20 protein-coding genes are annotated in these 25,218 nt (G+C 75.0%); 19 read left to right on the top strand and 1 reads right to left on the bottom strand.

The window, feature by feature from the left end; translation table 11 throughout:
* Nucleotides 1–226 precede the first annotated feature (226 nt).
* From ACMA1D_RS17850 to ACMA1D_RS17810, 9 genes are all read left to right on the top strand, one after another.
* Nucleotides 227–1,081 (top strand): alpha/beta hydrolase, encoded by an 855-nt coding sequence (locus tag ACMA1D_RS17850; protein WP_414724985.1) that lies wholly within the window; start codon nucleotides 227–229, stop codon nucleotides 1,079–1,081.
* A complete protein-coding gene (locus ACMA1D_RS17845; protein ID WP_414724984.1) occupies nucleotides 1,078–2,367 on the top strand; it encodes an enolase C-terminal domain-like protein in 1,290 nt (429 codons plus the stop codon). The genes ACMA1D_RS17850 and ACMA1D_RS17845 overlap by 4 nt, the downstream gene beginning before the upstream one ends.
* Nucleotides 2,364–3,110, top strand: a complete 747-nt coding sequence (locus tag ACMA1D_RS17840) for an SDR family NAD(P)-dependent oxidoreductase (protein WP_349992542.1) — start codon at nucleotides 2,364–2,366, stop codon at nucleotides 3,108–3,110. Before ACMA1D_RS17845 ends, ACMA1D_RS17840 begins: the two co-directional genes overlap by 4 nt.
* A gap of 167 nt (nucleotides 3,111–3,277) precedes the next feature.
* Nucleotides 3,278–3,568, top strand: a complete 291-nt coding sequence (locus ACMA1D_RS17835) for a YciI family protein (protein ID WP_414724983.1) — start codon at nucleotides 3,278–3,280, stop codon at nucleotides 3,566–3,568.
* A 200-nt stretch (nucleotides 3,569–3,768) separates the two neighbouring features.
* A complete protein-coding gene (locus ACMA1D_RS17830) occupies nucleotides 3,769–5,136 on the top strand; it encodes a PLP-dependent aminotransferase family protein (protein WP_414724982.1) in 1,368 nt (455 codons plus the stop codon).
* 44 nt (nucleotides 5,137–5,180) lie between these two features.
* Nucleotides 5,181–6,140 (top strand): TauD/TfdA family dioxygenase, encoded by a 960-nt coding sequence (locus ACMA1D_RS17825; protein ID WP_414724981.1) that lies wholly within the window; start codon nucleotides 5,181–5,183, stop codon nucleotides 6,138–6,140.
* Nucleotides 6,141–6,526: 386 nt separating this feature from the next.
* Nucleotides 6,527–7,378: a MurR/RpiR family transcriptional regulator gene (locus ACMA1D_RS17820; protein WP_414724980.1), complete on the top strand. Its 852-nt coding sequence runs from the start codon at nucleotides 6,527–6,529 to the stop codon at nucleotides 7,376–7,378.
* Between the two features lie 167 nt (nucleotides 7,379–7,545).
* On the top strand, nucleotides 7,546–8,142 hold the full coding sequence (locus ACMA1D_RS17815) for a hypothetical protein (protein WP_414724979.1): 597 nt from the start codon (nucleotides 7,546–7,548) through the stop codon (nucleotides 8,140–8,142).
* Nucleotides 8,143–8,424: 282 nt separating this feature from the next.
* Nucleotides 8,425–8,820, top strand: coding sequence for a cupin domain-containing protein (locus ACMA1D_RS17810; protein ID WP_414724978.1), 396 nt, complete (start codon nucleotides 8,425–8,427; stop codon nucleotides 8,818–8,820).
* Between the two features lie 322 nt (nucleotides 8,821–9,142).
* Here the strand turns inward: ACMA1D_RS17810 and ACMA1D_RS17805 are convergent, their stop codons facing one another.
* Nucleotides 9,143–10,852 (bottom strand): diaminopimelate decarboxylase, encoded by a 1,710-nt coding sequence (locus ACMA1D_RS17805; RefSeq protein ID WP_414724977.1) that lies wholly within the window; start codon nucleotides 10,850–10,852, stop codon nucleotides 9,143–9,145.
* Nucleotides 10,853–11,210: 358 nt separating this feature from the next.
* On the opposite strand from ACMA1D_RS17805, the gene ACMA1D_RS17800 reads away from it, so the two are divergent.
* From ACMA1D_RS17800 to hutI, 10 genes are all read left to right on the top strand, one after another.
* A complete protein-coding gene (locus ACMA1D_RS17800) occupies nucleotides 11,211–11,864 on the top strand; it encodes a helix-turn-helix domain-containing protein (RefSeq protein ID WP_414724976.1) in 654 nt (217 codons plus the stop codon).
* Between the two features lie 39 nt (nucleotides 11,865–11,903).
* Nucleotides 11,904–13,625 carry an FAD-dependent oxidoreductase gene (locus ACMA1D_RS17795; RefSeq protein WP_414724975.1) on the top strand — a complete coding sequence of 574 codons (1,722 nt, stop codon included), beginning with the start codon at nucleotides 11,904–11,906 and terminating at the stop codon, nucleotides 13,623–13,625.
* Nucleotides 13,622–15,556, top strand: a complete 1,935-nt coding sequence (locus ACMA1D_RS17790; RefSeq protein ID WP_414724974.1) for an FAD-dependent oxidoreductase — start codon at nucleotides 13,622–13,624, stop codon at nucleotides 15,554–15,556. Before ACMA1D_RS17795 ends, ACMA1D_RS17790 begins: the two co-directional genes overlap by 4 nt.
* On the top strand, nucleotides 15,553–16,761 hold the full coding sequence (locus tag ACMA1D_RS17785) for a dihydrodipicolinate synthase family protein (protein ID WP_414724973.1): 1,209 nt from the start codon (nucleotides 15,553–15,555) through the stop codon (nucleotides 16,759–16,761). The genes ACMA1D_RS17790 and ACMA1D_RS17785 overlap by 4 nt, the downstream gene beginning before the upstream one ends.
* Nucleotides 16,761–17,879, top strand: a complete 1,119-nt coding sequence (locus ACMA1D_RS17780; protein ID WP_414724972.1) for a proline racemase family protein — start codon at nucleotides 16,761–16,763, stop codon at nucleotides 17,877–17,879. Before ACMA1D_RS17785 ends, ACMA1D_RS17780 begins: the two co-directional genes overlap by 1 nt.
* 271 nt (nucleotides 17,880–18,150) lie before the next feature.
* Nucleotides 18,151–18,879, top strand: coding sequence for a hypothetical protein (locus ACMA1D_RS17775; protein ID WP_414724971.1), 729 nt, complete (start codon nucleotides 18,151–18,153; stop codon nucleotides 18,877–18,879).
* 267 nt (nucleotides 18,880–19,146) lie between these two features.
* Entirely contained in the window at nucleotides 19,147–20,811 is a 1,665-nt protein-coding gene (gene hutU / locus ACMA1D_RS17770) for a urocanate hydratase (RefSeq protein WP_414724970.1), read from the top strand.
* 95 nt (nucleotides 20,812–20,906) lie between these two features.
* Nucleotides 20,907–22,112, top strand: coding sequence for an allantoate amidohydrolase (locus ACMA1D_RS17765; protein WP_414725056.1), 1,206 nt, complete (start codon nucleotides 20,907–20,909; stop codon nucleotides 22,110–22,112).
* Complete coding sequence (locus ACMA1D_RS17760) at nucleotides 22,103–23,794, top strand: formimidoylglutamate deiminase (protein ID WP_414724969.1); 1,692 nt, start codon at nucleotides 22,103–22,105, stop codon at nucleotides 23,792–23,794. Before ACMA1D_RS17765 ends, ACMA1D_RS17760 begins: the two co-directional genes overlap by 10 nt.
* Before the next feature lie 17 nt (nucleotides 23,795–23,811).
* Complete coding sequence (hutI, locus tag ACMA1D_RS17755) at nucleotides 23,812–25,083, top strand: imidazolonepropionase (protein WP_414724968.1); 1,272 nt, start codon at nucleotides 23,812–23,814, stop codon at nucleotides 25,081–25,083.
* Nucleotides 25,084–25,218: the final 135 nt, after the last annotated feature.

Raw genomic sequence — 25,218 nt, 5'->3', positions numbered from 1 at the left:
ACCGCCACCGCCACCGCCACCGCGACCGACCACCCTCCGCCGCCCACAGCCACCCGCCCTCGCCCACCACCACCCGCCCCGACACATCCGACTCGTCCCGACACGCCCCGGTCCGCACCGGCCGGGGCGGTGCCCGACCGTGGGGAGCGGTCGGGCGCCGGGCCGCAGCCGCCCCGCGCACCTTTCGGCACCACACCGGACACCGCACCTGGGGGGTCGAACACCGTTGTACGCGAAGGACATCCACCTGATATCGGAGCTCACGGCCGCCGACGGCACCACGCTCGCCCTGCACCGCTGGGCCCCGGACGACGGATCGCCCGTGCACGGCGTGCTGTTCTACGTGCACGGCATCCAGAGCCACGCCAACTGGCTCTTCGAGACCGGCCCCGAACTCGCCGCGCGCGGCGTCGTCAGCTACGCCCTCGACCGCCGCGGCTCAGGCGTCAGCGGCGGCGTCCGCGGCGACCTGCCCTCGGCCGACACGGTCCTGGCCGACTACCGGCAGGGCCTGGCCACCGCGCGCACCGCGCACCCGCGGCTGCCGCTCACCCTGCTCGGCCAGAGCTTCGGCGGGAGCGTGGTCGGCGCGCTGGCCGCGGCGGGCGGCCTGGACGTCGCCACCCTCGTCTACTGCACCCCCGCCCTCGGCCAGCAGCGCGCCCGGCTCGGCCCGGTCGAACTCGCCGCCGTACGCCGACTGTCGGGCCGGGAGCGCGCGCCCATCGCGCTGGAGGACGAGGACTACACCGGCGAGCCGCGCTACCTGGAGTTCATGGCCAACGACCGGCTGATGCTGCGCCAGATCACCGACCGCACCCGGGCCACCATGGTCGCCCTTGAGGACGCGTACGCGGAGACGCAGGTGCCGCTCGCGCCGGGCCCCGACGTCCACTTCGTACGTGTCGAACACGACCCGATCATCGACCTGGACGTGTCGGAGGCGACGCTGCGCGCCCTGCACGGCGACTTCACCACCACCGCCTTCGCCGCCCGCCACCACTACGTCGAGTTCTCGCCGGCCCGCCGCGACTACTGGGACTGGCTGGCCGGGGTCGTCGTGCCGGCGGTGTCGGCGTGATCACCGAGGTGCGGGTGGCGCCCGTCGCGCTGCCGATGGGCCGGCCGTTCGTGCACGCCGGGAAGGCCCGCGCCACCACCGCGTCGGTACTGGTCGCCGTGCGCGCGGCCGGCCACGAGGGGCTGGGCGAGGGCGCGCCGCGGGAGTACGTCACCGGCGAATCGGTGGCCGGGGCGGTACGCGCGCTCCGCGCGTTCGGCCCCGACCGGCTGAACGACCTCATCGACGTGGCCGACCCGGACGCGGCGCTGCGCGCGCTGGCCGCGCTCGACCTGCCCGCGCTGGTCGGCGGCGACGGCGGTGACGGCGGCGGTGACGGCGAGCCGATGCCGGCCGCCGCTGCGGCCCTCGAACTCGCCCTGTTCGACCTGGTGTGCCGGGTGCACGGGGTGCCGGGGGCGCAGGCGCTGCGCCGGGTGCCTGAGGTGGCGGACCTGCTGGCCGAGCGGCCGGGGCCGGTGGCCGTCTCGTACGTCCTGGACATGGCCAAGGACCCGGCGGCCACGGTGGCCAGGCTCGACCCCGTGGCGCTGCGGTCGATCCGGCACGTCAAGCTGAAGGCCACCCGGAACGTCGACGACTGCGTCGCGCGGACCCGCTTCGTACGGGAGACCTTCGATCCGGCGGCGACCGTGTCGATCGACGTCAACGGCGACTGGGACCGGGCGACCGCCGTGCGCGCGGCCCGTGCGCTCGCGCCGCTGGGCGTCGGCTGGCTGGAGGAGCCGGTGGGCCAGCGCGACTGGCCGGCCATGCGGGAGGTCCGGGAGGCCGGCGGCATCCCGGTCATGCTCGACGAGTCCTGCTGCGGCCCGGACGACCTGGCGCAGGCCGCCGCACTCGGCGCCGCCGACCTGGTCAACGCCCGCGTCAGCAAGTGCGGCGGCCTCTTCCCGACGCTGCGGCTGCTCCGGCAGGCCCGGGCGCTCGGCCTCGGCGCGCAACTGGGCGTGCACGTCGGCGAGGTCGGGCCGCTGTGGGCCGCCGCCCGGCTGCTGGCCTGCTCGCTCGGCCGGCTGGCCACCGTGGAAGCCGGCAAACAGGACGAGTGGTTCCCCACCCCGCTGACCGAACCGCCCTACCACGTGGACCGCCGCCACTACCTCGCCCACCCGCTGCCGGGCCCCGGCCTCGGCGTCCGCCCCGGCCCGACGCTGCGGCAGGCCGTCGCGGCCACGGCGGCGGGCGACGGCGCAGCCGTGCCAGCACCGGCCCGTGACGGGGCCCGCACCAGCCAGCACACCACCGCGACCACGCACGTCAACAGCACGGGAGACCTGTCATGACGAAGCGCACCGCCCTGCTCATCGGCGCCGCCGGGGGCATCCTCCAGGAAGTCGCCCGGGGGCTCGCGGCCGAGGGCCACACCCTCGTCCTGTTCGACAAGGACGAGGAGGCGGTGACCCGCCTGGCGGCCGAACTCGCCGCGCAGACCAAGACGGAGGCCGTCGTCGGCGACATCACCGACATTCCGGCGGCCGAGCGGCAGCTCACCGAGATCGTCGCGCAGCACGCGCCGTCCATCCTGGTCAACGGCGTCGGCGGGGACACCCGGGTGATCGGCTACGCCGACCTGGAGCACAGCCACTTCGACGAGACGTACCTGGAGAACGTGGTCAGCACCTGGATCGCGATCAAGGTGTGCGCGCCGCGGATGGCCGCCGACGGCTACGGCCGCATCGTCAACTTCGCCTCCGCCGGCGGCCGGACGTTCAGCCGCTTCAACAACGCCGCGTACGTGGGTGCCAAGGCGGCCGTCATCGGCATGACCAAGCAGGTGGCGTTCGAACTCGCCGGCACCGGCGTGGTCGCGAACGTGGTCGCGCACGGGCCGATCGCCACCGCCCGGGTGGCCGGCGCCTTCGAGCGCCGCGACGAGGCGGCCCAGAAGGCGGTGCTCGGCCGGCTGCCGATGGGCCGCTACGGCACGGTCCCCGAGGCCGCGGGCAGCGTGCTCCACCTGTGCTCGGAGAGCGCGGGCTACTCCACCGGATCCGTCATCGACATCAACGGCGGCATCTACATGTGACCCGGGGCCGGGCCCCGCGCAGGTGCCCCCGCGCGGGCGCGCAGGGCCGCGCCCCGGCAACGGCACAGCAGGAAAGCGGCACAGCAAGAAGGCAAGAAAGCAGGACAGCGGGACCAGTTCCGGGATTGCGGGCCGCCCGTCGGTCCACCACCAGCGAGGAGACCTCCGTGTCGGTGTTCGTCGTCGAATTCGAGTACAACGTGGACCGCGCCGAGCGCCAGCGGGTCCACCCGGACCACGCGGCCTACCTGAAGGACCTGACCGAGCGGGGCGCGCTGCTGGCGGCCGGCCCGCTGCCCGCGGACAACACCGGACTGCTGGTGTACGAAGCGGCGGACCGCGCCGCCCTGGACGCGATCCTGTCCGAGGAGCCGTACGCCAAGGCCGGCTTCATCGCCGCCACGCGGGTGCGCGAGTGGAGCCCAGGCAAGGGCAGTTGGATCGTCGGCAGGTCCTGAACCGCGGCCCGGGCCCCGGCCGCGCCGGCCCGTAACGGAGCAGGGCAGGCCACACCAGAGCAGCCAGCCGCAGCCACCCGCAGGCCAGGTCAGCCCAGGTCAGTCCAGGTCAGCCCACGGAAGCCAGCCCAGAACAGCGCCAGCCCAGCACAGCGCCAGCGCACGTCCCAGCACCCGAGCAGAGAGCGAAAGAGAGAGTCATGAGCGCACCCTTGGTGGACCCGACGACCCTCGGGGAACGCGGGATCACCGGCCCCGACGGGAAGACGTCCTTCTCATCGGAACACCTGCACGCCTCCGTCGTCGACCCGCAGATGGACTCGATGCGGCTGCTCAGCGAGACGACGATGACCTTCCCGGACGCGATCTCGTTCTCCAACGGCGCGCCCTTCGACGGCACCCACGACGTCACCAAGCTCGCCGGCCACCTGGAGCGCTATCTGACGCACCTGCGCGAGTCCGGGGTGCCGGAGCAGAAGATCTCCCGGCTGCTGTACCAGTACGGGCCGGTCAACGGCTTCATCCAGGGCGAGGTCGCGCGCAACCTCAAGCAGGACGAGGGCATCGACGTCGACCCCGCCTCCATCATGATCACCCAGGGCGCCCAGGAGGCCATGGTGATCGCGCTGCGGGCGCTGTTCTCCTCGCCCGACCAGGTGCTGTTGACCGTTTCGCCCGCGTACGTGGGCATCGTGGGCGCCGCCAAGACCCTCGGCATCCCGCTGCGCGGCGTCCTGGAGGGCCCGGACGGTCTTGAGCCGGACGCGGTCGCCGAAGCGGTGCGCGCGGTACGGGCCGATGGCAAGCAGCCGGTGGCGCTCTACCTGGTCCCCGACTTCTCCAACCCGTCGGGCACCTCGCTGCCGCTGGCCGCCCGCAGGGAACTGCTGGCCCTGGCCGCCCGCGAGGAGCTGATCCTGCTGGAGGACAACCCGTACCGGCTGTTCGGACGGCTGGGCACGGAGCTCCCCACGCTCAAGGCGCTCGACGAGACGCGCAACGTCATCTACCTGGGCTCGTACGCGAAGACCGCCTTCCCCGGCGCGCGCGTCGGGTACCTGATCGCCGACCAGCCGGTGGCCGGCCCCGGCGGCGGCGAGCGCCCGCTGGCCGCCGAGCTGTCGAAGACCAAGAGCTTCCTGACCGTGGGCACCTCATCGCTGGCCCAGGCCGTGATCGGCGGCATCCTGGTGGCGGCCGACTACGACCTGCGCAGCGCCAGCCGGCCCACGGCCGAGGTGTACCAGGAGCGGCTTGAGGCCGTCCTCGCCGCGCTCGAAGAGCACTTCCCGCCCGCGGACCACGCGGAGCACGGGGTGAGCTGGAACGTGCCGGGCGGCGGGTTCTTCCTGATGCTGAGCGTCGGCTTCGACGCGGACCTGGCGGCGATGGAGCGCTCGGCCCGCGACTACGGCGTCAGTTGGGCGCCGATGACCATGTTCTACGTGGACGGCGGCGGCGACCGGGTGATCCGCCTCGGGTTCAGCAACCTGCCGGTCCCGGACATCCGCGAGGGCGTCGCCCGCCTCGCCCGCTTCATCAAGGACACCCCGCGCACCGACCGCTGACCGGGCCCTGCCCCCGATCACCCACCGAGTACCGAGGACTCACCATGGACTCCCAGAGCGTTTTCGTACTGACCGACGACGAGCGTGCCCAACTCTCCGACGTGGCCGATGAGTTGGCTGCCGCGCAGCCGGCCGAGATCGACCACCCGGAGTGGATGGGCCGGGGCCGCGACCTGTCCGCAGCGATCCCCGTCCGGCTGGCCGCCAGGCTCCGCCAGTTCCGGCACGACGCGGGCCCCGACGGCAGCATCCTGATCCGCAACCTGCCGGTCCGGGAGGCGGAGTTGCCGGACACGCCGCAGGTGCTGGGTTCGGTGGAGCGCACGCCGGCGCACTCCTCGTCGGTGATCGCCCTGACCACCCTGCAACTGGGCGAGATCATCGCCTACCGCAACGAGAAGTCCGGCGCGCTGGTGCAGAACGTGGTGCCGGTGCCGGGCCAGGAGGCCGAGCAGAACAACGCCGGCTCGCAGCGGCTCGGCATGCACGCGGAGAACACCTTCCACGACAACCGCCCCGACTACGTGGCGCTGTTCTGCATGCGCGCCGACCACGACCGGGTCGCCGAACTCCAGGTCACCTGCGTCCGGCAGGCCGTGGGGCTGCTGACCGAGGCGGACCGCGCGATCCTCACCCAGCCCCGCTACGTCACCCCGCCGCCCTCCTCGTTCCCCACCCAGACCGCGTCCGAGCCGCACGCCCTGCTGATCGGCGCCGACGACGACCCGAACGTACGCGTCGACTTCATCAGCACCGAGGCGCTGGACGCGGAGGCCGGGCGGGCCAAGGACGCCCTGGAGGACGCGTTCGACAAGGTCGTCCAGGGCATCAAGCTGATCCCCGGCGACCTGGCGATCGTCAACAACCACCTGGTCCTGCACGGTCGCAGCCACTTCACCCCGCGCTACGACGGCAAGGACCGCTGGCTGCACCGCACGTTCATCCAACTCGACCACCGCCGCTCGCGCGCGGTCCGGCAGGCCAACGGCAACGTGCTGGACTAGGGCTGTCGGGCGCTGGGGCCGGGGGCCGGGCGGGTCGTTCCGTCGTACGGCTCCCGGCCCGGCCCGCGTGCTGCGCCCCGGCCCGCCCGACGTACGGCCCCGGCCCGCTCCTCGTACGATCCCGCTCCTCGTACGGCACGCCTCTGGTGCGGCCCCGTTCCCGGACGTGCTCCGGGAACGGGGCCGTACCGCTTCCGGCCGCGGCCCCGGCCCACCGCTCAGTGCTCCACGGACCCGACGGTTCGCCCCTTCGCCCGCTGCTGCATATATTCATGCAGAGTTAGTCGTAACTGAATGATCGGCGCTGGTCGGGCCGGGTGTGACGGGGTCGGGCCGGTGTCGGTGGGCGAGCGCGTGCGGGTCGCCGAAGTCGCCGGGAGGGCACGATGGATCAGACGCCGGACGCGAACGGGGCCGCGGCGCGGCTCCAGAAGCTCTTCGAGGGGCACCGCCTCACGCCCACCCAGCGGCGCATCGCGCACTGCATGGTGCGGCGGGCGGCCGACGCGCCGTTCCTGTCCAGCGTCGAACTCGCGGAGCTCGCCGGCGTCAGCCAGCCGTCCGTGACCCGGTTCGCGGTCGCGCTCGGCTTCGACGGCTACCCCGGGCTCCGCAAGCACCTGCGGGAGGTCGCGCCGGCCGAGCGGATCGCGGGCGACGCGGCCGTCAACGAGTACCAGCAGGCGGTCCAGGCCGAGATCGACAACCTGCGACACCTGGCCACGCTGCTCGCCGACCCCGAACCCGTCGCACGCGCCGGCCGGCTGCTCGCCGCCTCCCGGCCGCTGCCGGTGCTCGGCCTGCGCGCGGCGTCCGCGCAGGCCGCCGGGTTCAGCTACTTCGCCCGCAAGGTCCACCCCGACGTCCGGCTGCTCGACGAGGGCGGCACCATGCTCGCCGACCGGATCGACGCGGCCACCGCGGCGGGCGCCAGCACCCTGCTCTGCTTCGCGCTGCCGCGCCACCCGCGGGAGGTGGTGGCGGCCCTGGAGTACGCGCGGACCGCGGGCCTGGTCGTGGTCACGGTCGCCGACAGCGCGTTCGCGCCGGTGGCCACGCACAGCGATCTGCTGCTGCCGGCCGCCGTCGGCACCGGCCTCGCCTTCGACACGGCGTGCGCACCGATGCTGCTGGGCCGGGTGCTGCTTGAGGCGATGTGCGACGCACTGCCGGACGCCCAGGCCCGCCTGGAGGAGTTCGACGCGAAGGCCGCGGCCCGCGGCCTCTTCGACGACTGACCGGCGACGACTGACCGGCGACGACCGATCAGGGACGACCGACCGCGGCGGCCCCGCCGCACCGGGTGTCTCAGCGAACTCTCATCCGGGCTGAGTACAGTCCGGCCGCAAGGAGGCCGGGCACGCCGTGGGCGGCCGGGCGGGACGGACGACGGAGGAGGACGGGCGTGGGGCGCGGCGGGTACACGGTGGCGCGGGTGGCGGTGCTGGTGCGGGCGCCGGTGGGGTGGCTGTGGTGGCTGGGGCTGTTGGCGGCCGGCTGTGGCCTGCTCGTACCGGGCGTGACCGGCCGCCGGATCGGAGTCCTCGCCGGTGCGGCGCTGTTCCTGATCGCGCTGGCGGTGGCGGCGACGGTACGGCGCGGCCGGTACGGGAAGCTGGCGGGCGCCGCATCGCGCGCGGGGAAGTCCGTCGCCCTTCAGGACCGCGAGGCGACCGTACGGGACTGGCGGCTCGCCCACCGGTGGCCGCTGGTCGCGGTCTTCCTGGTGGCGGTCGGTGCCTCGTTCGCGGTGCCGGCGGCGCCCGGGCTGCTGCTCGCCGGCACGGCGGCCGGCCTGTGGTGGAAGGCGCTGTGGCTGGGCCGTTGGGAGCACGAGCACGAATCGCTGCTGTGGGTGCGCACCGACGAACTGCCCCGCCCCTGGGCGCTCGGCGGCCCCGGGCACGCGGCCGTCAGCGGCTATCTGACCACCGGCGTCGTCGCCGGCGACGCCCGCCCCGGCGGAGCGCGCCGCCGCCCGGAGGACGTACCGGTGCGCTGATCGGTTGGCTCGCTGGCACGGTCGGGGGGTTGGCCTGCTGGCCTGCTGATCCGCTGGCTCCTCGGCCTCTGGCCCCCTCGCCCGACTCCGCGCCTCGATCCTTTGCCCAACGGTCAGCCACCACCTCGCCGCCCCGCACTAACGTGCAGGTCAGGCCCCTCCATCGGGAGGGCGCGCCGGGATCCGGCACCGGGCCGGCGGCCGGGCCGCGCAAGGCCCGGTGGCGCGACGGACCGGTGGCGCGACGACATGGGCGACGGAACGACCGCGGAGGGACGCGCGATGGACGGGACGAAGACCGGGACCGGGACGGCGGGCGACACGGGGGCGGGGACCGGGACGCGGTCGGCGGGCGGGCCGGCGGCGGCCGAACCGCTGGCGCTCGCCGAGGTGGCCGCAGCGCTGCCGGGTGCCTGGCGCTCGCGGGTGCTCGGCCGGGTCGGGCCGACCGCGGTCAAGGTGGCGCGGATGGACGGGCTTCCGCTCGCCGAGGAGAGCCACCCCACGGCCGAGGCGCTGCTCGTCCTGGACGGCCTGCTCGCCCTTGAGGTGGCCGGCGAACCCGTCTCCGTACGCGCCGGCGAACTCTTCCTGGTCCCGGCCGGCACCCCGCACCGGGTGCGCCCCGGCAGCACCGGGACGCTGCTGATCGTCGAGGCTGAGGCGGCGGGGAGCTAGGCGGGCGGCCGGCGGGCGGCGGAGCCGGGGCCCGCGCCGACCGCCGCCGGCTGGTTCGACGCACAGTGAAGCTTGGGGTAAAGTGGATCACGCAACGCCGCCCCGAGGGGCGGGGGTTGATGCGTCGGTCGTCTAAGGAAAGATACTCGTCTCCAAACGAGGGATGTAGGTGCAAGGCCTGCTCGGCGCTCCATGAGAAACCCTCCTCCAGCCAGTCTGGAGGAGGGTTTTCTGCTGTGCGGACGCAGGGCCAAGCTCGCGGCCGGACGCGTGCGGCCGTGCGCACGGGATGGCCGCCGCCCCGTACCGGCTCAGCCCCCGGTCACCCGCCGCCCGACCCCGCCTGCGGCGCCCCGATCAGCGAGTCGACCTGCGCGCCGCCGCTCTCCGCGACCACCTCGGCGATCGACTGCGGCGCGCGTACGGTCGCGAACCGCACGCCTCCCGGCGCGTCGGGGTCGAGCACGAAGCCGTACACGCCGGGCCGGGGAAGGCTGTTGTACGCGAAGTGGTGGCAGAAGTAGTACGCACCGGTGTCGAGCAGGGCGGCCAGGTCGCCGCTGGCCAGGAGGGGCAGCGGCCGGTTCTGCGCGACCAGGTCGCCCGCGAAGCAGCAGGGCCCCGCCACGTCCTGCGCCACCAGCGGGCCGCGGCTCGGCCGGCCCTGCGGGGTGTAGGCGGCGACCCGGATGGGCCAGGAACGCGGGGCGAAGACGGTGCGGGTGGCGACCTGGGCGCCGGCGTGGGTGACGGCGATCGGCCGACCGCCGGCCGACTTGGCGTACTCGACCCTGGCCAGTACGGTGCCCGACTTGGCCAGCAGCGACCGGCCGAACTCGGTGGTCAGCGCGTACTTCCCGGACAGCAGCCCGGGCACCGCCGCGTGCAGCAGCCTGGCGTAGTCGCGGAAGGTCGGGGCGGTGGTGTCGGAGGTGAAGTTGACGGGCAGCCCGCCGCCGATGTTGATGCCGGTGATCTGCTGCCGCCCTGCGGCCGAGTTGATCTCCTCGGCGAGTTCGTAGACCGCACGGACGCCGCTGGTCATGAGCTCCAACGGACAGCCCTGCGAGCCGACGTGGGCGTGCAGCCCGGTGAGCCAGGGGCGGGCCACTGCGGCGGTGACGATGCGGGACCTGAGTTCGGCCGGGGAGCCGCCGCGCGGGCCGTCGTCGCGCAGCGGCACGCCGAACTTGGAGGTCGCCGTCGCCGTGCTGAGCGCGCTGATCGTGCCCCCGCCCACCTGCGGGTTGACGCGCAGGCCGAGCGCCGATGCGGTGGGCGCAGCCGCCACCAGCCCGTCGAGCCGCGCCAACTCCTGCCAACTGTCGGCGTTGACGCCGATGCCGAGCGCGAGGGCGGCCCGCAGTTCGGCGACGGTCTTGGCCGGCGAGTCGAGCACGGTGCGGTGCGGCGGGACACCGGCGGCCTGGGCCAGGGCGAGTTCACCCGGGCTCGCCACCTCGCAGCCGAGCCCCGCATCGGCCAACAGCCGCACCATCGGCACCAGGCTGGTCGCCTTGACCGCGCAGGTGTGCAGGACGCTGGTGCCCTCGGCGGTGACCTCGTCGAACGCCTCCCGCAGCGCGGCGGCTGCGGAACGTACGGCGGCCACGTCGACCAGCCCGATGACCGGGGCGTCCGCCCCGATCAGCCCCTGCTCGACGGCGGCTCGCACGGCCTGGTCCCGCCGCAGCGCCAGACTCCGACCGGCGTCGTCGTCCCGGACGGGGTCGCCGCCGGCCGGGGTGGGGCGGGGTGGGGTGTTGCCGGCCGCCGTGTCGCGGGTGGCCGTTGTGCGTACGGGGTGTGGTGCGGGGCCCGCGGCGCCGGGTGGGGTGGGCGCGGCGCCGGCGGGTGTCGTGGTGGGTGCTCCGGTAGCTGTTGCGGCGGGGGTTGCGGGAGGTGCTGCGGTGGGGGTGGCTGCTGTGACCGGGGTGGTCTCGGTGTCGTACGGCACCGGCCGCGGCCGGCCGCCCGACGGTTCCTGCGGCGTCCCGTCCCCTGGCCCCTGGCTCGTCTCCGTTGACGTCATGACAGCACTTCACCACCAGCGCCGCGCCCTGCCCAGTACGCGCGGCCGACCGTCCCCGGGCGCCACCCCGACCGGGCACTCCGGGCCACCGCCGCCCCGAACACGGTCGGGGCCGGCCGCGTCGTACGCCGGTGGGGGCGGGGCGGGCGGGGCGCGGCCCGTCCCACGCCCGGGGCCGGGGCGGCCCCGCGGTGCGGGACGCCGGGGCGCGAACCGGGGCTCGGGGCGGGGGCCTGGGCGCGGGGGACGTGGGGCGGGGCGGCTCCGGGGCCCGGGTGCGGGCGCCGGCTCGGCGCGGGGGCCGCGCTGGTTACAGTGGCGGCCGGCCGCACGTCGCGGACAGCCGAGGAGGGGCAGCATGGGGGAGCCGCACGGGGAGCGCGGGGGCGCGGGGGGCGAGGCCGCGGGTGGGACGGGCGGTGACGCCGGGCAGCAGCGGGCCGGGCGGATGCTCGGGGTCAACGTGCGGGCGCTGCGCGTCGAGCGCGGGCTCTCGCTCTCCGAGGTGGCCCGCAGGTCGGGGGTGGCCAAGAGCGCGCTGTCGCAGCTTGAGGGGGGAAGCGGCAACCCCACCATTCAAACCGTGTTCTCTCTGGCGAACGCTCTTCAGGTCCCGGTCTCCGATCTGCTCGCCGAACCCGCCCACCCCGATGTGCTGCTCGTCCGCTCCGCCGGCCTCGAAGTGCTCCGCAGCAGCGCCGTGGACCTGCGCATGCTGCGCCGGATCGAGCCCCGCGGCGGCGTGCTTGAGGTCTATGACCAGCGGGTCAAGCCGGGCGAGCGCCAGCACTCCAACGGGCACCCCGGAATGGAGCACGTCGTGGTCGTGCAGGGGGTGTTGCGGGTCGGGCCGCCGGCGGAGCCGTATGAGGTGGGTCCGGGCGACTATGTGTGCCTGACCGGTTCGCGGCCCCACATCTATGAGTGCGCGGGGGACGAACCGGTGTTGTCCGTGCTGCTCATCGAGTACCCGGGCGACCGCGGTATTGACCGTCCCCCCTGGCCGCACTAGCGTCACCACCGTTCTTTCTGAAGAACGGTGGTGCGGGTCATGCAGGGTTCATGGACGTACGGACAACACCCCGATGTGGTCGTCGTCGGCAGTGGGATCGTCGGCGCCGCCTGTGCCGAAGCACTGACCCGGCGCGGGGTGCGGGTGGCGGTGCTGGAGCGCGGCGCGCTCGCCTCGGCCACCACCGCGAGCGGCGAAGGCAACCTCCTGGTCTCCGACAAGGCGCCGGGGCCCGAACTCGATCTGGCGCTCGCCTCGTTGCGCCGCTGGCCCGCGCTGTTGGCCGAGTTGGCCGCGGAGCTCGGGCCCGGCCGCGCGGCGTGCGAGTTCGAGCGCAAGGGCGGCCTCGTGGTCGCCGTCGGCGCCGCCGAGTCGGCCGCACTCCGCGCCTTCGCCGCCGCCCAGCGTGCTGTGGGCGTCGCCGCCCGGGAGCTGGCGCCGGGCCAAGTCGCCTCGTACGAACCGCAGTTGACGCCGCGCGCGAGCACCGTCGTGCACTATCCGCAGGACGCCCAGCTCCAGCCGGTGCTGGCCGCGACGGCGCTGCTGGCCGCGGTGCGGGCGCGCGGCGGCGAGGTGCGCGGCGGGGTCACCGCGCTCGGCGTGCAGTGCGACCGGCGCGGCCGGGTGCGTGCGGTGCGGACCAGCGCGGGCCCCGTGCCCTGTGGTGCGGTGGTCAACGCCTGTGGCCCGTGGGCCGGTGCCTTCGCGGCGGCGGCCGGCGGCCCGCTGCCCGTACTGCCGCGCCGCGGCCTGGTGCTGGTCACCGCCCCGCTGCCGGCCGGGACGGTGCGGCACAAGGTGTACGCGGCCGACTACGTCGGCGCGGTCGGCGCGAGCGAGGCCGACCTGCGGACCTCGACCGTCGTGGAGGCGACCCCGGCCGGCACCGTGCTCATCGGTTCGAGCCGGCAGCGGGTGGGCTTCGACGCGGCGGTGCCGGCCGTGGTGCTCCGGGAGTTGGCGCGCGGGGCGACGGCGCTGTTCCCGGTGCTGGCCGCGGTGCCGGTGCTCCGCGCGTACGGCGGGTTCCGCCCGTACACCCCGGATCACCTGCCGGTGATCGGCCCCGACCCGCGCCGCGCCGGGCTGTGGCACGCCGCCGGGCACGAGGGCGCGGGCATCGGCCTCGCCGCCGCGACCGGCGAACTCCTCGCCGAACTCTTCACCGGCGAGCCCCCGCACCTGGACCCGGCACCGTTCCGGGTGGCCCGACCTGGCCTGCGGCAGCCGGGAGCTGGTGGGGACGTTGGGGCGGGTGTTGGGGTCCGTGTTGGCTCGGATGCCGGTGCCGGTGCCGGTGCCGGTGCCGGGCCTGTCGGTGTTGGCTTCGGTGCTGGTGCTGGACTGGCGGGCGCGGTTGGGGGGTGGGGGGCTGGTGCGTCGGCGGATGTGCGGGGTGGGTTCACGCTCACCGTGGACGGCCTCGTGCGTCACGCGCGCCCCGGTGACACCGTCGCCGCGGTGCTGCTCGCCATGGGCCGTACGTCCTGGCGCACCACGCGCGGTGCGGGCCGGCGGCGCGGTCTCTTCTGCGGCATCGGCGTGTGCCATGACTGCCTGGTCGTCCTGAACGGGCTGCCGGACGTACGCGCCTGCCAGCGCGAGGTGGCCCCGGGGGACGCCGTCACCACGCAGTACGGGGCGGTGCTGCCGGAGCCGGCGCCGGGGGTCGGGCCGGAGGTGGAACCAGAACCGGAATCGCAGCCGCGATCACGGCACCAACCGGGGTCGGGGACGACGGGAGAGGGCCTGGCATGACGGAACCGTACGGAGCGGAGGCGCACGCGCCGGGCCCAGGCCCGGCGACGGGGCCGGATGCCCGGCGGCGGACGGGCGGGGTCGCGGCCTCCTCGCCGGTCGGGCGCGGGCGGATCGTGGTCGTCGGGGCCGGGCCGGCCGGGTTGCACGCCGCGCTGGCCGCGGCCCGGGCGGGCGCCCGGGTCACCCTCGTGGACAGTGCGCCGCGGGTCGGCGGCCAGTACTACCGACACCCGCCCGGGCGGCCGGAGCCCGTACCGGAAACGGAACCGGAAACGGAACCGGAAGCGGAAGCCCGAGCCGGAGCGGGAGCCCGAGCGGATTCGGGGGAGGGGCGGGGCCGGGCCCCGGAGCGGGCCTCCAAGCCAGCCACCCGCCCCACCGCCGCAGCCCTCCGCCTCGCCCGGGCCATCGCCGCGCAGCCCGCGATCGACCACCTGCCGCACACCACCGCCTGGGCCGTGGAGCGCGGGCCGGTCGCGCCCGACGGATCGGCGCCCCACCTCGTGCACGTACTGACCGGCCCGGCGGACGGGCGCCGCAGGCCCGCGACGCTCGTCGCCGATGCGCTGGTGCTCTGCCCGGGCGCGTACGACCGTACGGTGCCGTTCCCCGGCTGGGACCTGCCCGGCGTGGTGACGGCGGGGGCCGCGCAGGCGATGGCCAAGGGGCAGCGGGTGGCGGTCGGAAAGCGCGTGGTGGTCTCGGGCACCGGGCCCTTCCTGCTGCCGGTGGCGACCGCGCTGTTGGACGTCGGGGCGCGGGTGGTCGGCGTCTTCGAGGCCGGTTCGCCGACCGGCTGGCTCCGCTCGCCGTACGCCGCACTCCGTGACGGCCGCCACAAGTTCCCCGAACTCGCCCACTACGCAGCGGTGTTGGCCCGCCACCGGGTCCCGTATCGCACCCGGTCTGCGGTCGTTGCGGCGCACGGCGGCGACCGGGTGCGGGCGGTGACCGTCGCCCGGCTGACGCCCGACTGGCGGGTGCGGCCCGGTGGGCTGCGGCGCATCGACGGGGTGGACGCGGTGTGCGTTGGCCACGGGTTCACGCCGCAGCTCGAACTGGCCGTCGCCGCGGGCTGCGCGCTGCGCGACGGCCCCGACGGCACGCCGCGCGTCGTGGTGCGCGCCGACCAGCGCACGACGGTGACCGGGGTGTACGCGGCGGGCGAGCTCACCGGCATCGGTGGAGCAGAACTCGCCGCTGTGGAAGGGGAGTTGGCGGGGGCGCTGGCCGCGGCCGGGCTCGGGTGGCGCGGGACGGACCCGGCGCGGATAGCCCGGCTGCGCCGCCGCGTCGCCTCGGGCCGCCGGTTCGCCGACGCGCTCGCCCGGGCCCATCCGGTCGGCCCCGGCTGGCAGACCTGGCTGCGCGGCGACACCCTCGTCTGCCGCTGCGAGGAGGTCACGTACGACGCGCTGCGCGCCGCCGTCACCGAACGGCACGTCGACGGCGCCCGCGCCCTCAAACTGACCTGCCGGGCGGGGCTCGGTGCTTGCCAGGGGCGGACGTGCGGGCGTGCGGTCACGGAGTTGGCTGCGGCACTGCTGCCGCCCCGGCCTTGGCCCGAGTCCCGGCCCTGGTCTTCCGAGCCCCGGCCTTGGCCCTCCGAGCCCCGGCCCCCGGCCTCCGGCGCGTACCCCGGCTCGACTTCGGCGCGGGCCCCAGCCCCAGCCCCAGACGCGGGCGGCACCGCGGAGCAGACCCCGCCACCACCAGGCGGGTCGCCGGCCCCGGCCCCGGATTCCACCCCGCCCCCGGCGCACAGCGCCAACGCCCCCCGTACGCTCCACGACCGCCACGCCGTCGACGGCCGTCCCATCGCCCAGCCGATCCGCCTCGGTGACCTGGCCGCGCTGCCGGACCCGCCCGCGCCGCCCCGCACCGTCGAACCCCCGCCAGCCCCGGACGCGCAAGGGAGACCCGCATGACGCACGAGCACGTCACCGAGCCCGTACCCGAGTCCACTCCGCCCGCACCCGACTCCATTCCGCCCGGCCCCTCGGCCGCGGGCCCGACGCCGACGCCAGCCGCGCCCGACGGTAGGGCCGCGGCCTCAGCCCCGTCCCAAGCGGCGCAAGCCGCCCCCCGCAAGCCGCACGCCGAGCGGCTGACCGGTGTGGTCGTCGCCACCGCACTGCCGTACGCCGAGGACCCGGCGGCCCCCGCCGGCCTGCGGCCCGATCTCGACCGGTACGCCGAACACTGTCGATGGCTGGTGGACAGCGGCTGTCACGGGGTGGGCCCGAACGGTTCGCTCGGCGAGTACTCCTCGCTCACCGACGCCGAACGGCGCGCGGTCGCCCGTACCGCCGTCGCCGCCGTCGGGCGCGACGCGCTGGTGGTCGTCGGCGTGCACGGGGTGGGCGCGCACCAGGCCAGGCGGTGGGCGGAGTACGCCGCCGAGGACGGGGCCGACGGCGTGCTGTGCCTGCCGCCGACGCTCTACCGGGCCAACACCGCCGAGGTCGTGCACCACTTCTCGCAGGTGGCGGCGGTCGGGCTGCCCGTCATGGTCTACAACAACCCGCTCGACACCAAGGTGGACCTCACCCCGGAGATGGTCCGGGAGATCGCCGCGCTCGACCACGTGGTGGCGGTCAAGGAGTTCTCCGGCGACGTGCGCCGGGTGCGGCACCTCAAGGAGTGCGCCCCCGACCTGGCGCTGATCGCCGGCGCCGACGACCTGGTCGTCGAATCGCTGCTGATGGGCGCCGACGGCTGGTTCGCCGGCTTCCCGAACGTCTTCCCCGCCGCCTCCGTCCGCCTCTTCGAACTCGCCACGGCGGGCGACGTGGCCGCGGCGCGGGCCCTGTACGAACCGCTCGTCGCCGCCTTCCGCTGGGACTCGCGCACCGAGTTCGTACAGGCCATCAAGCGTGCGATGGACCTGGTCGGACGGTACGGCGGGCCGTGCAGGCCGCCCCGCGGGCCACTGTCGGACGCGCACCTGGCGGCACTGGACGCGGACGTGCGGCGCGCGGTCGACGCACTCGCCGAACTGGCCGCCGGCGCGGCAGCGAGAGGAGGAGCGGCAGACCCGTACGGGGACACGGCCGGGCCCGCGCAGGTCGGGGCGCCGCTCGGCGGCGGGCACGGCGGGCACGGCGGGCGCGCAGGACGTGGTGAGCGCTGATGCGGGCCACGCGCTGCTTCAGCGCCGTCGACTCGCACACGGAGGGCATGCCGACCCGCGTCATCACCGGCGGCATCGGGCCTCTGCCGGGCGACACGATGGCCGAACGCCGCCTCCACTTCATCCAACACCAGGACTGGATGAGGCAGTTGCTGGTCAACGAGCCGCGCGGACACTCCGCGATGAGCGGCGCCATCCTCCAGCCGCCGACCCGGCAGGACGCCGACTGGGGCGTCCTCTACATCGAGGTCTCCGGCTGCCTGCCGATGTGCGGGCACGGCACCATCGGGGTGGCCACGGTGCTGGTCGAGACGGGCATGGTGGAGGTGGTCGAGCCGGTCACGACCGTGCGGCTGGACACCCCGGCCGGCCTGGTGGAGGCGCGGGTCGCGGTGCGCGACGGCCGGGCCGAGCGGGTGACGCTGCACAACGTCGCCTCCTACGCCCACGAGTTGGACGCCGCGGTCGACGTGCCCGGCATCGGCCGGGTCAGCTACGACATGGCGTACGGCGGCAACTTCTACGCCATCACCCCGCTGAGCGGCCTCGGCATCCCCTTCGACCGCCGGCACAAGGACGCCGTGCTCGCGGCGGGGCTCGCCGTGATGGCCGCGGTCAACGACCAGCGCCGCCCCGTCCACCCCACCGACCCGAACATCGCCGGCTGCCGCCACGTCCAGTTCACGGCCCCGCCGGGCGGGCCGGAGGAACCGGGCGCCCTGGAGGAGTTGGGCGCGCCCGCGGTGGGGGCGGAGGCGCGAGGCGGCGCCGCGCGCACCACCGGTCACCCGGAGGGTGGTGGCGACCCCACGTGCCCCGGCAGTCACGCACGCAACGCGATGGTGATCCACCCCGGCTGGTTCGACCGCTCCCCGTGCGGGACCGGCACCAGCGCGCGGATGGCCCAACTGCACGCCCGCGGCGAACTCCCGCTCCACCAGGACTTCGTCAACGAGTCCTTCATCGGCACCCGCTTCACCGGCCGCCTGATCGGCGTCGACCGCGTCGGCGACCGCCCGGCGGTCCTCCCCACCGTCACCGGCCGCGCCTGGATCACCGGCATGGGCCAGTACCTCCTCGACCCCACCGACCCCTTCCCGGCAGGTTTCGTCCTGTAGCGATGCCCCTACGGAGCGGCCCCCGGAGCGGCTCCACCAGGGCCGCTCTCGTACGGGCCCTCTTGTACGGGCCATCGCCGTACGGGCCCTTCTCGTACGGGGGCTTCCGCACGGGGACTTCCGTACGGGCCCGGCCCCGGCCGGGGTGTCGTCCTGTGGTCGCACGCGGCTCAGCCGCGTGAATGAGTACACGCCAATCCCGTGGTGGACGCCGTGCCCCCACCCCGCGTGTCAAGGTCAATGACGTCGGGCCACAACGGGGAGGACGCTCATGAAGACGCAGGTCAGGGCCGCAGAATCGACTACGTCAGCGACCGCGGCGGGAGCCGTGGCGGAGGCGCCGGTGGATACGCCGGTGGGTGCGCCGGTGAGTGCGATGGCGAGCGCGCCGGCCGACCGTGGACGCGTCGACCACGGACTTCTCGACCGCGGACTTCTCGACCGCGGACTTCTCGACCGCGGGCCCGTCGAGAAGTCCGCCCCCCGCTGGGCGGTCCGGGTGGCGCACGCCATCCCGCTGTGCACCCTGCCGTCCGGTCTGTGGCGCGTCGCGCTCGTACTCGGGCTGGCCGGCGACGAGAGCGGCTACCAGTGGTCGGCGTGGGAGCGCCCGTACGTGCTCGGCCTCTCCGTGGTCTCCGAAGTGCTCGCGCTGCTCGCCCTCGGGCTGGTGCGGCCGTGGGGCGAGGTCGTGCCGCGGTGGGTGCCGTGGCTGCGCGGCCGGCGGATTCCGACGCTGGCCGCGGTCATCCCGGCCGCGATCGGGGCGACGCTGCTGACGCTGATCGTCGTGTACGCCGTGCTGAACCAGATCTTCAACTTCGTCCAGCCGCTGAACGACACCGGCGAGGGCTTCTCCTTAAGCGGCCCGGCCGCCTGGGCGATGTGGACGGCGTACGCCCCGCTCGCCGCCTGGGGTCCGCTCCTGGCGATCGTCACCGTCGCGTACTACCGGCGCCGCCGCGCGAACGAGGCCCTGACCGCCGCCCCGCGTGCCTGAGCCCCGCGGCGCGCCCCAGCGAAGCCGGCGAGACTCGCCGGACCCGGCCCGGCCCGGCGGAGTCAGCCCGCCCCCGCCGGAACCCCCACCCGATCCGGCCGCCAAACGTGGCCGGGTGTCCTGTTGACTACGTCTATTCATCACTGGACTATGTGAATGATCTAATCCAAACCGCATCCGAATCCGCCGCGGACCATGCACCACCTACCACCGCGGCAGCGGATCACGCACCACCGCACCACCCGTCGAGCCAGGGAGGCAGCACCCATGTCGGGACCGCGACCCGTACGAGCACCGCGCGGCACTGAGCTGAGCGCGTTGGGATGGCAGCAGGAAGCCGCCCTGCGGATGCTCCAGAACAACCTCGATCCCGAGGTCGCCGAGCACCCCGACAAGCTCGTCGTCTACGGCGGCACCGGCAAGGCCGCCCGCGACTGGCGCTCCTTCGACGCCATGGTGCGCACCCTCACCACGCTGCGGCAGGACGAGACCATGCTGGTCCAGTCCGGCCGCCCGGTCGGCGTGATGCAGACCCACGAGTGGGCGCCGCGCGTCCTGATCGCCAACTCCCACCTGGTCGGCGACTGGGCCAACTGGGAGGAGTTCCGCCGCCTGGAGGCCCTCGGCCTGACCATGTACGGGCAGATGACCGCGGGTTCCTGGATCTACATCGGCACCCAGGGCATCCTCCAGGGCACGTACGAGACGTTCGCCGCGGTGGCCGCCAAGAAGTTCGGCGGCACGCTGGCCGGCACCATCACGCTGACCGCCGGGCTCGGCGGCATGGGCGGCGCGCAGCCGCTGGCCGTCACCATGAACGGCGGCGTGGTCATCTGCATCGACTGCGACCCGCGCGCCATCGACCGCCGCATCGAGCACCGCTACCTGGACGTGAAGGCCGACAGCACGGCGCACGCCCTCGCCCTGGCCACCGAGGCCCGCGACGCCCGCAAGCCGCTCTCCATCGGCGTGCTCGGCAACGCCGCCGAGCTCCTGCCCGAACTGCTGGCCGCCGGCGCGCCCATCGACATCGTCACCGACCAGACCAGCGCCCACGACCCGCTCGCGTACCTGCCGGTGGGCGTGGACTTCGCCGACATGGCCTCGTACGCGGCGGACAAGCCGGCCGACTTCACGGCCCGCGCCCGCGAGTCGATGGCCCAGCACGTGGCGGCCATGGTCGGCTTCCGGGACGCCGGCGCCGAGGTCTTCGACTACGGCAACTCCATCCGCGGCGAGGCCCAACTCGCCGGCTACGAGCGCGCGTTCGACTTCCCCGGCTTCGTGCCCGCGTACATCAGGCCGCTGTTCTGCGAGGGCAAGGGCCCCTTCCGGTGGGCGGCGCTCTCCGGTGACCCGAAGGACATCGCGGCCACCGACAAGGCCATCCTGGAGCTGTTCCCGGAGAACGAGTCGCTGGCCCGCTGGATCAAGCTGGCCGGCGAACGCGTGCACTTCCAGGGCCTGCCCGCGCGCATCTGTTGGCTCGGCTACGGCGAGCGCGACCGCGCAGGCGAGCGGTTCAACGAGATGGTCGCCGACGGCACGCTCCAGGCGCCGCTGGCCATCGGCCGCGACCACCTGGACTGCGGCTCGGTCGCCTCCCCGTACCGGGAGACCGAGGGCATGATCGACGGCTCGGACGCCATCGCCGACTGGCCGATGCTCAACGCCATGGTCAACGTCGCCTCCGGCGCTTCCTGGGTCTCGCTGCACCACGGCGGCGGCGTCGGCATGGGCCGCTCGCTCCACGCCGGGCAGGTCACGGTCGCCGACGGCACGCCGCTCGCCGGCGAGAAGATCCGCCGCGTGCTCACCAACGACCCGGGCATGGGCGTCATCCGGCACGTGGACGCCGGCTACGACATCGCCGAGCGCGTCGCCGAAGAGCGCACCGTCCGCGTCCCGATGCGCGAGGGCGACCAGTCGTGACGGCACCCGAACCCAGCACGGAGCCCGGGAGCGGGGTCGGCCCGGAGTCCGGCTCCGGGTCCGCCCCGGCGGTCAACCCGCCCTCCTTCCACGAGATGTGGCGCGACCTGCGCCCGATCGGCCGGCACGCGGACAGCGGCGGCTACCGGCGGTACGCCTGGAATGGGGCCGACGCCGACTGCCGCGCCTGGTTCCAGGCACAGGCCACGGCCCGCGGCCTGGCCTACGAGCGGGACCGCAACGGCAACCAGTGGGCCTGGCTCGGCGCCCGCGACTACCGGGACGTGGCGCCGGGCGAGGCCGTCGTCACCGGCTCCCACCTGGACTCCGTCCCCGACGGCGGCGCCTTCGACGGGCCGCTCGGCGTCGTCTCCTCCTTCGCCGCGCTCGACGAACTCCGCCGCCGCGGCGCGGCCTTCAGCAAGCCGCTGGCCATCGTCAACTTCGGCGACGAGGAGGGCGCCCGGTTCGGCCTGGCCTGCGTGGGCTCCCGGCTGGCCGCGGGCAAGCTGACCGTGGACGCGGCCCACCGGCTCACCGACGCGGACGGCATCACGCTGCCGCAGGCGATGGAGCGCGCCGGGTACGACCCGGAGGCGATCGGCCCCGACGCCGAACGCCTCGCCACCATCGGCGCCTTCGTCGAACTCCACGTCGAACAGGGCCGGGCCCTCGACCTGTCGGGCGACCCGGTCGGCATCGCCTCCGCCATCTGGCCGCACGGCCGCTGGCGGTTCGACTTCCAGGGCGAGGCCAACCACGCCGGCACCACCCGCATCGACGACCGCCGCGACCCGATGCTCACCTACGCCAACACCGTCCTCGCCGCCCGCAAGAAGGCCCGCCTCGCCGGCGCCCTGGCCACCTTCGGCAAGGTCAGCGTCGAACCCAACGGCGTCAACGCCATCCCCTCCCTGGTCCGCGGCTGGCTGGACTCCCGCGCCGCCGACCAGGGCACTCTGGACGCCGTCGTCGCCGAGATCGAACGCGCGGCCGTCGAACGCGGCGACCGCGACGGCGTACGCGTCCACGTCACCCGTGAGTCCTTCACCCCCGTCGTCGAGTTCGAGCACGCCCTACGGGACGAACTCGGCCGCATCCTCGGCGGCGGCATCCCGGTCCTCGGCACCGGCGCCGGCCACGACGCGGGCATCCTCTCCGGCACCATCCCCACCGCCATGCTCTTCGTCCGCAACCCCACCGGCGTCTCCCACTCCCCGGCCGAACACGCCGCCGAGGACGACTGCGTCGCCGGCGTCCACGCCCTGGCCGACGTACTGGAGGGCCTCGCGTGCGCGTGACGTACTGGGCCGAACACGCCTGGCTCAACCCGGACCCCGCCCCTGCCCCCACCTCGGGCGCGGGGTTGGGGGCTGGGGCGGGCGCGACTGCGGGCCCCGGCTCGGGTACGGGGGGCGGCTCGGGCGTAGGCGCAGGGGCCAGCACGGGCGCGACCGCAGGTCCCGGCGCGACTCCGGGCCCCGGCGCGGGCGCAGGGGCCAGCCCGGCCGCGGGCCCGCCCGCTGCGGACCCGACCAGCTCCACCTCAACCCCCACCGGGCAACCTCTCACCGGCGCGCTCCCCACCGGGGTCGTCGCGGGCGTGGTCATCGACGTGCACGACGGCGTGGTGGCCGCGGTACGGACCGGCGTGGCCAGCCCGCCGCCCGGCGCCGTGGTGCTCCGCGGCCTGACCGTGCCCGGCCTGGCCAACGCGCACAGCCATGCCTTCCACCGTGCCCTGCGCGGCGCCGCCCAGGTCAGCCCGACCGCCGGGGCGGCCGGAGCCGCGGGGACCGCCGAGGCCGCGGGGGCCGGCGGAGCCGCCGGCGCTACCGGGGCCACCGGCTCGGCCGGTGACCGCGCCCCGGACTCGTTCTGGACCTGGCGCGAGGTGATGTACACGGCCGCTGAACGGCTCACGCCGGACAGCTACCACGCCCTGGCCCGCGCCACCTACGCCGAGATGGCCCTGGCCGGCATCACCTGCGTCGGCGAGTTCCACTACCTCCACCACGGCCCCGGCGGCAGCCGCTACCAGGACCCGAACGCCATGGGCGAGGCCCTGCTCGCCGCCGCGGCCGACGCCGGCATCCGCATCACCCTCCTCGACACGGCCTACCTCTCCGCCGGCTTCGGCCAGCCCCCGACGCGTCCGCAACTCCGGTTCAGCGACGGCACCGCCGACGCGTGGGCGCAGCGGGCGAGCGCGCTCAAGGCCCCCGCACACGCCCGCATCGGGGCTGCCGTCCACTCCGTACGGGCCGTGCCCGCCGACCAACTCGGCACCGTCGCCCAGTGGGCCACCAGCCGCGACACCCCCCTCCACGTCCATCTCTCCGAACAGACCGCGGAGAACGACGCCTGTCGCGCCGCCCACGGCCGCACCCCCACCCAACTGCTCGCCGAGCACGGCGTGCTCGGCCCGCGCACCGTCGCCGTCCACGCCACGCACCTCACCGAAGCGGACATCGCCCACCTGGGCGGCGCCCGTACCGGCGTCTGCATGTGCCCCACCACCGAACGCGACCTCGCCGACGGCATCGGCCCGGCGGTGGCGCTCCAGCGGGCCGGCTCACCGCTCTCGCTGGGCAGCGACAGCCACGCCGTCATCGACCTGTTCGAAGAGGCCCGCGCGATGGAGCTCGACGAGCGGCTGCGCACCCGGGCCCGCGGCCACTGGACGGCGGCCGAACTCCTGCGCGCGGCGACGGCGGACGGTCATGCGGCACTCGGCTGGGAGCAGGCGGGGCGCATCGCGCCAGGCGCGCTCGCCGACTTCACCACGCTGGCGCTGGACTCCGTACGCACCGCGGGCCCGCCGCCGGCGCTCGGCGTGGAGACCGCCGTATTCGCAGCGTCCAACGCGGACGTCCGGCACACGGTCGTCGGCGGTCGCCACATCGTCCGGGACGGGGCGCACACCCTGCTGCCCGACGTGCCCACCGCACTGGCCCAGTCCATCGCAGCCGTGCTCGGCTGAAGGAGAACAACCCCGCGATGACCACCCCCAGCACGCCCAACACCCCCGGCACTCCCCACCCGGCGGCCGGCTCCGCGCCCGACAGCGGATCGGGCCCGGCCACGAGCGCCACCCAGGGCCACGGCACGACGACGACCATCACGCACATCAGCACCCTGGTCACCAACGATCCCTCCCTCGGCGAAGGCCCCCTCGGTCTGATCCAGGACGCGGCGCTCGTCATCGACGGCGACTGCATTGCCTGGGTCGGTGTCACCAGGAAAGCACCCGCCTCTGACAATCACCTCGACGCCGCAGGTCAGGCCGCCATTCCGGGGTTCGTCGACTCGCATTCGCACCTGGTATTCGCCGGCGACCGCACCGCCGAGTTCAACGCCCGGATGTCGGGCAAGCCGTACACCGCCGGCGGCATCCGCACCACCGTCGCCGCCACCAGGGCCGCCACCGACGAGCAGCTCGAAGCGAACCTGCTGCGCTACCTGCGGGAGGCGGCCCGCCAGGGCACCACCACCCTGGAGACCAAGTCCGGCTACGGCCTCACCCCGCACGACGAGGCCCGCGCGCTGCGCATCGCCGCGGCGCACACGAGCGAGACGACGTTCCTCGGCGCGCACATCGTCGCCCCCGAGTTCGCCGACGACCCGGCCGGTTACGTGGACCTCGTCACCGGCCCGATGCTCGACGCCTGCGCGCCGCACGCCCGTTGGGTGGACGTCTTCTGCGAGCAGGGCGCCTTCGACCGCGACCAGGCGCACGCCGTCCTCACCGCGGGCAAGGAGCGCGGCCTGATCCCGCGCATCCACGCCAACCAGCTCACCTACGGGCCCGGCGTACAACTCGCCGTGGAGCTCGGCGCCGCATCCGCCGACCACTGCACCCACCTCACGGACGCCGACGTGGACGCCCTGGCCAGCGGTGACACCGTGGCGACGCTGCTGCCGGGCGCCGAGTTCTCCACTCGCGCGAAGTGGCCGAATGCGCGCCGGCTGCTCGACGCGGGCGCCACCGTCGCGCTCTCCACGGACTGCAACCCGGGCTCCTCCTTCACCAGCTCCATGCCGTTCTGCATCGCCCTGGCCGTACGGGACATGGGCATGACCCCGGAGGAGGCCATCTGGGCGGCGACGGCCGGCGGCGCCCGGGCGCTGCGCCGGGACGACGTCGGCAAGCTGCGCCCGGGAGCCCGCGCCGACCTGGCCCTCCTGGACGCCCCCTCACCGATCCACCTCGCCTACCGCCCCGGCGTCCCCCTGGTGACCTCCGTCTGGCGCGCGGGCCAGCGGATCTGAGCCGCGCCCACGGGGCCGCCTCCCCGGGCCGTGACCACGGGCCCGCTTCCCCGGGTCTCACGTGGCGGCCGGGCCGCACCCGGCGGGCCCCTGGGCGCACTGGAGCCGGCCCGGCGCGACCTGGCCCGACCGGTA

This window comes from Streptomyces sp. 796.1 (assembly GCF_047525675.1).
GTDB lineage: Bacteria > Actinomycetota > Actinomycetes > Streptomycetales > Streptomycetaceae > Streptomyces.
The sequence above is the reverse complement of the archived record's forward strand: the minus strand, read 5'-3'. Positions and strand labels throughout refer to the sequence as shown.

Excerpts from the sequence above, each read along its gene's own strand:
- hutU (WP_414724970.1), top strand. The coding sequence starts at position 19,147 with ATGTCGGGACCGCGACCCGTACGAGCACCGCGCGGCACTGAGCTGAGC.
- ACMA1D_RS17830 (WP_414724982.1), top strand. The coding sequence starts at position 3,769 with ATGAGCGCACCCTTGGTGGACCCGACGACCCTCGGGGAACGCGGGATC.
- hutI (WP_414724968.1), top strand. The coding sequence starts at position 23,812 with ATGACCACCCCCAGCACGCCCAACACCCCCGGCACTCCCCACCCGGCG.
- ACMA1D_RS17825 (WP_414724981.1), top strand. The coding sequence starts at position 5,181 with ATGGACTCCCAGAGCGTTTTCGTACTGACCGACGACGAGCGTGCCCAA.
- ACMA1D_RS17765 (WP_414725056.1), top strand. The coding sequence starts at position 20,907 with ATGTGGCGCGACCTGCGCCCGATCGGCCGGCACGCGGACAGCGGCGGC.
- ACMA1D_RS17800 (WP_414724976.1), top strand. The coding sequence starts at position 11,211 with ATGGGGGAGCCGCACGGGGAGCGCGGGGGCGCGGGGGGCGAGGCCGCG.
- ACMA1D_RS17805 (WP_414724977.1), bottom strand. The coding sequence starts at position 10,852 with ATGACGTCAACGGAGACGAGCCAGGGGCCAGGGGACGGGACGCCGCAG.
- ACMA1D_RS17785 (WP_414724973.1), top strand. The coding sequence starts at position 15,553 with ATGACGCACGAGCACGTCACCGAGCCCGTACCCGAGTCCACTCCGCCC.
- ACMA1D_RS17820 (WP_414724980.1), top strand. The coding sequence starts at position 6,527 with ATGGATCAGACGCCGGACGCGAACGGGGCCGCGGCGCGGCTCCAGAAG.
- ACMA1D_RS17775 (WP_414724971.1), top strand. The coding sequence starts at position 18,151 with ATGAAGACGCAGGTCAGGGCCGCAGAATCGACTACGTCAGCGACCGCG.
- ACMA1D_RS17780 (WP_414724972.1), top strand. The coding sequence starts at position 16,761 with ATGCGGGCCACGCGCTGCTTCAGCGCCGTCGACTCGCACACGGAGGGC.
- ACMA1D_RS17810 (WP_414724978.1), top strand. The coding sequence starts at position 8,425 with ATGGACGGGACGAAGACCGGGACCGGGACGGCGGGCGACACGGGGGCG.
- ACMA1D_RS17840 (WP_349992542.1), top strand. The coding sequence starts at position 2,364 with ATGACGAAGCGCACCGCCCTGCTCATCGGCGCCGCCGGGGGCATCCTC.
- ACMA1D_RS17790 (WP_414724974.1), top strand. The coding sequence starts at position 13,622 with ATGACGGAACCGTACGGAGCGGAGGCGCACGCGCCGGGCCCAGGCCCG.
- ACMA1D_RS17795 (WP_414724975.1), top strand. The coding sequence starts at position 11,904 with ATGCAGGGTTCATGGACGTACGGACAACACCCCGATGTGGTCGTCGTC.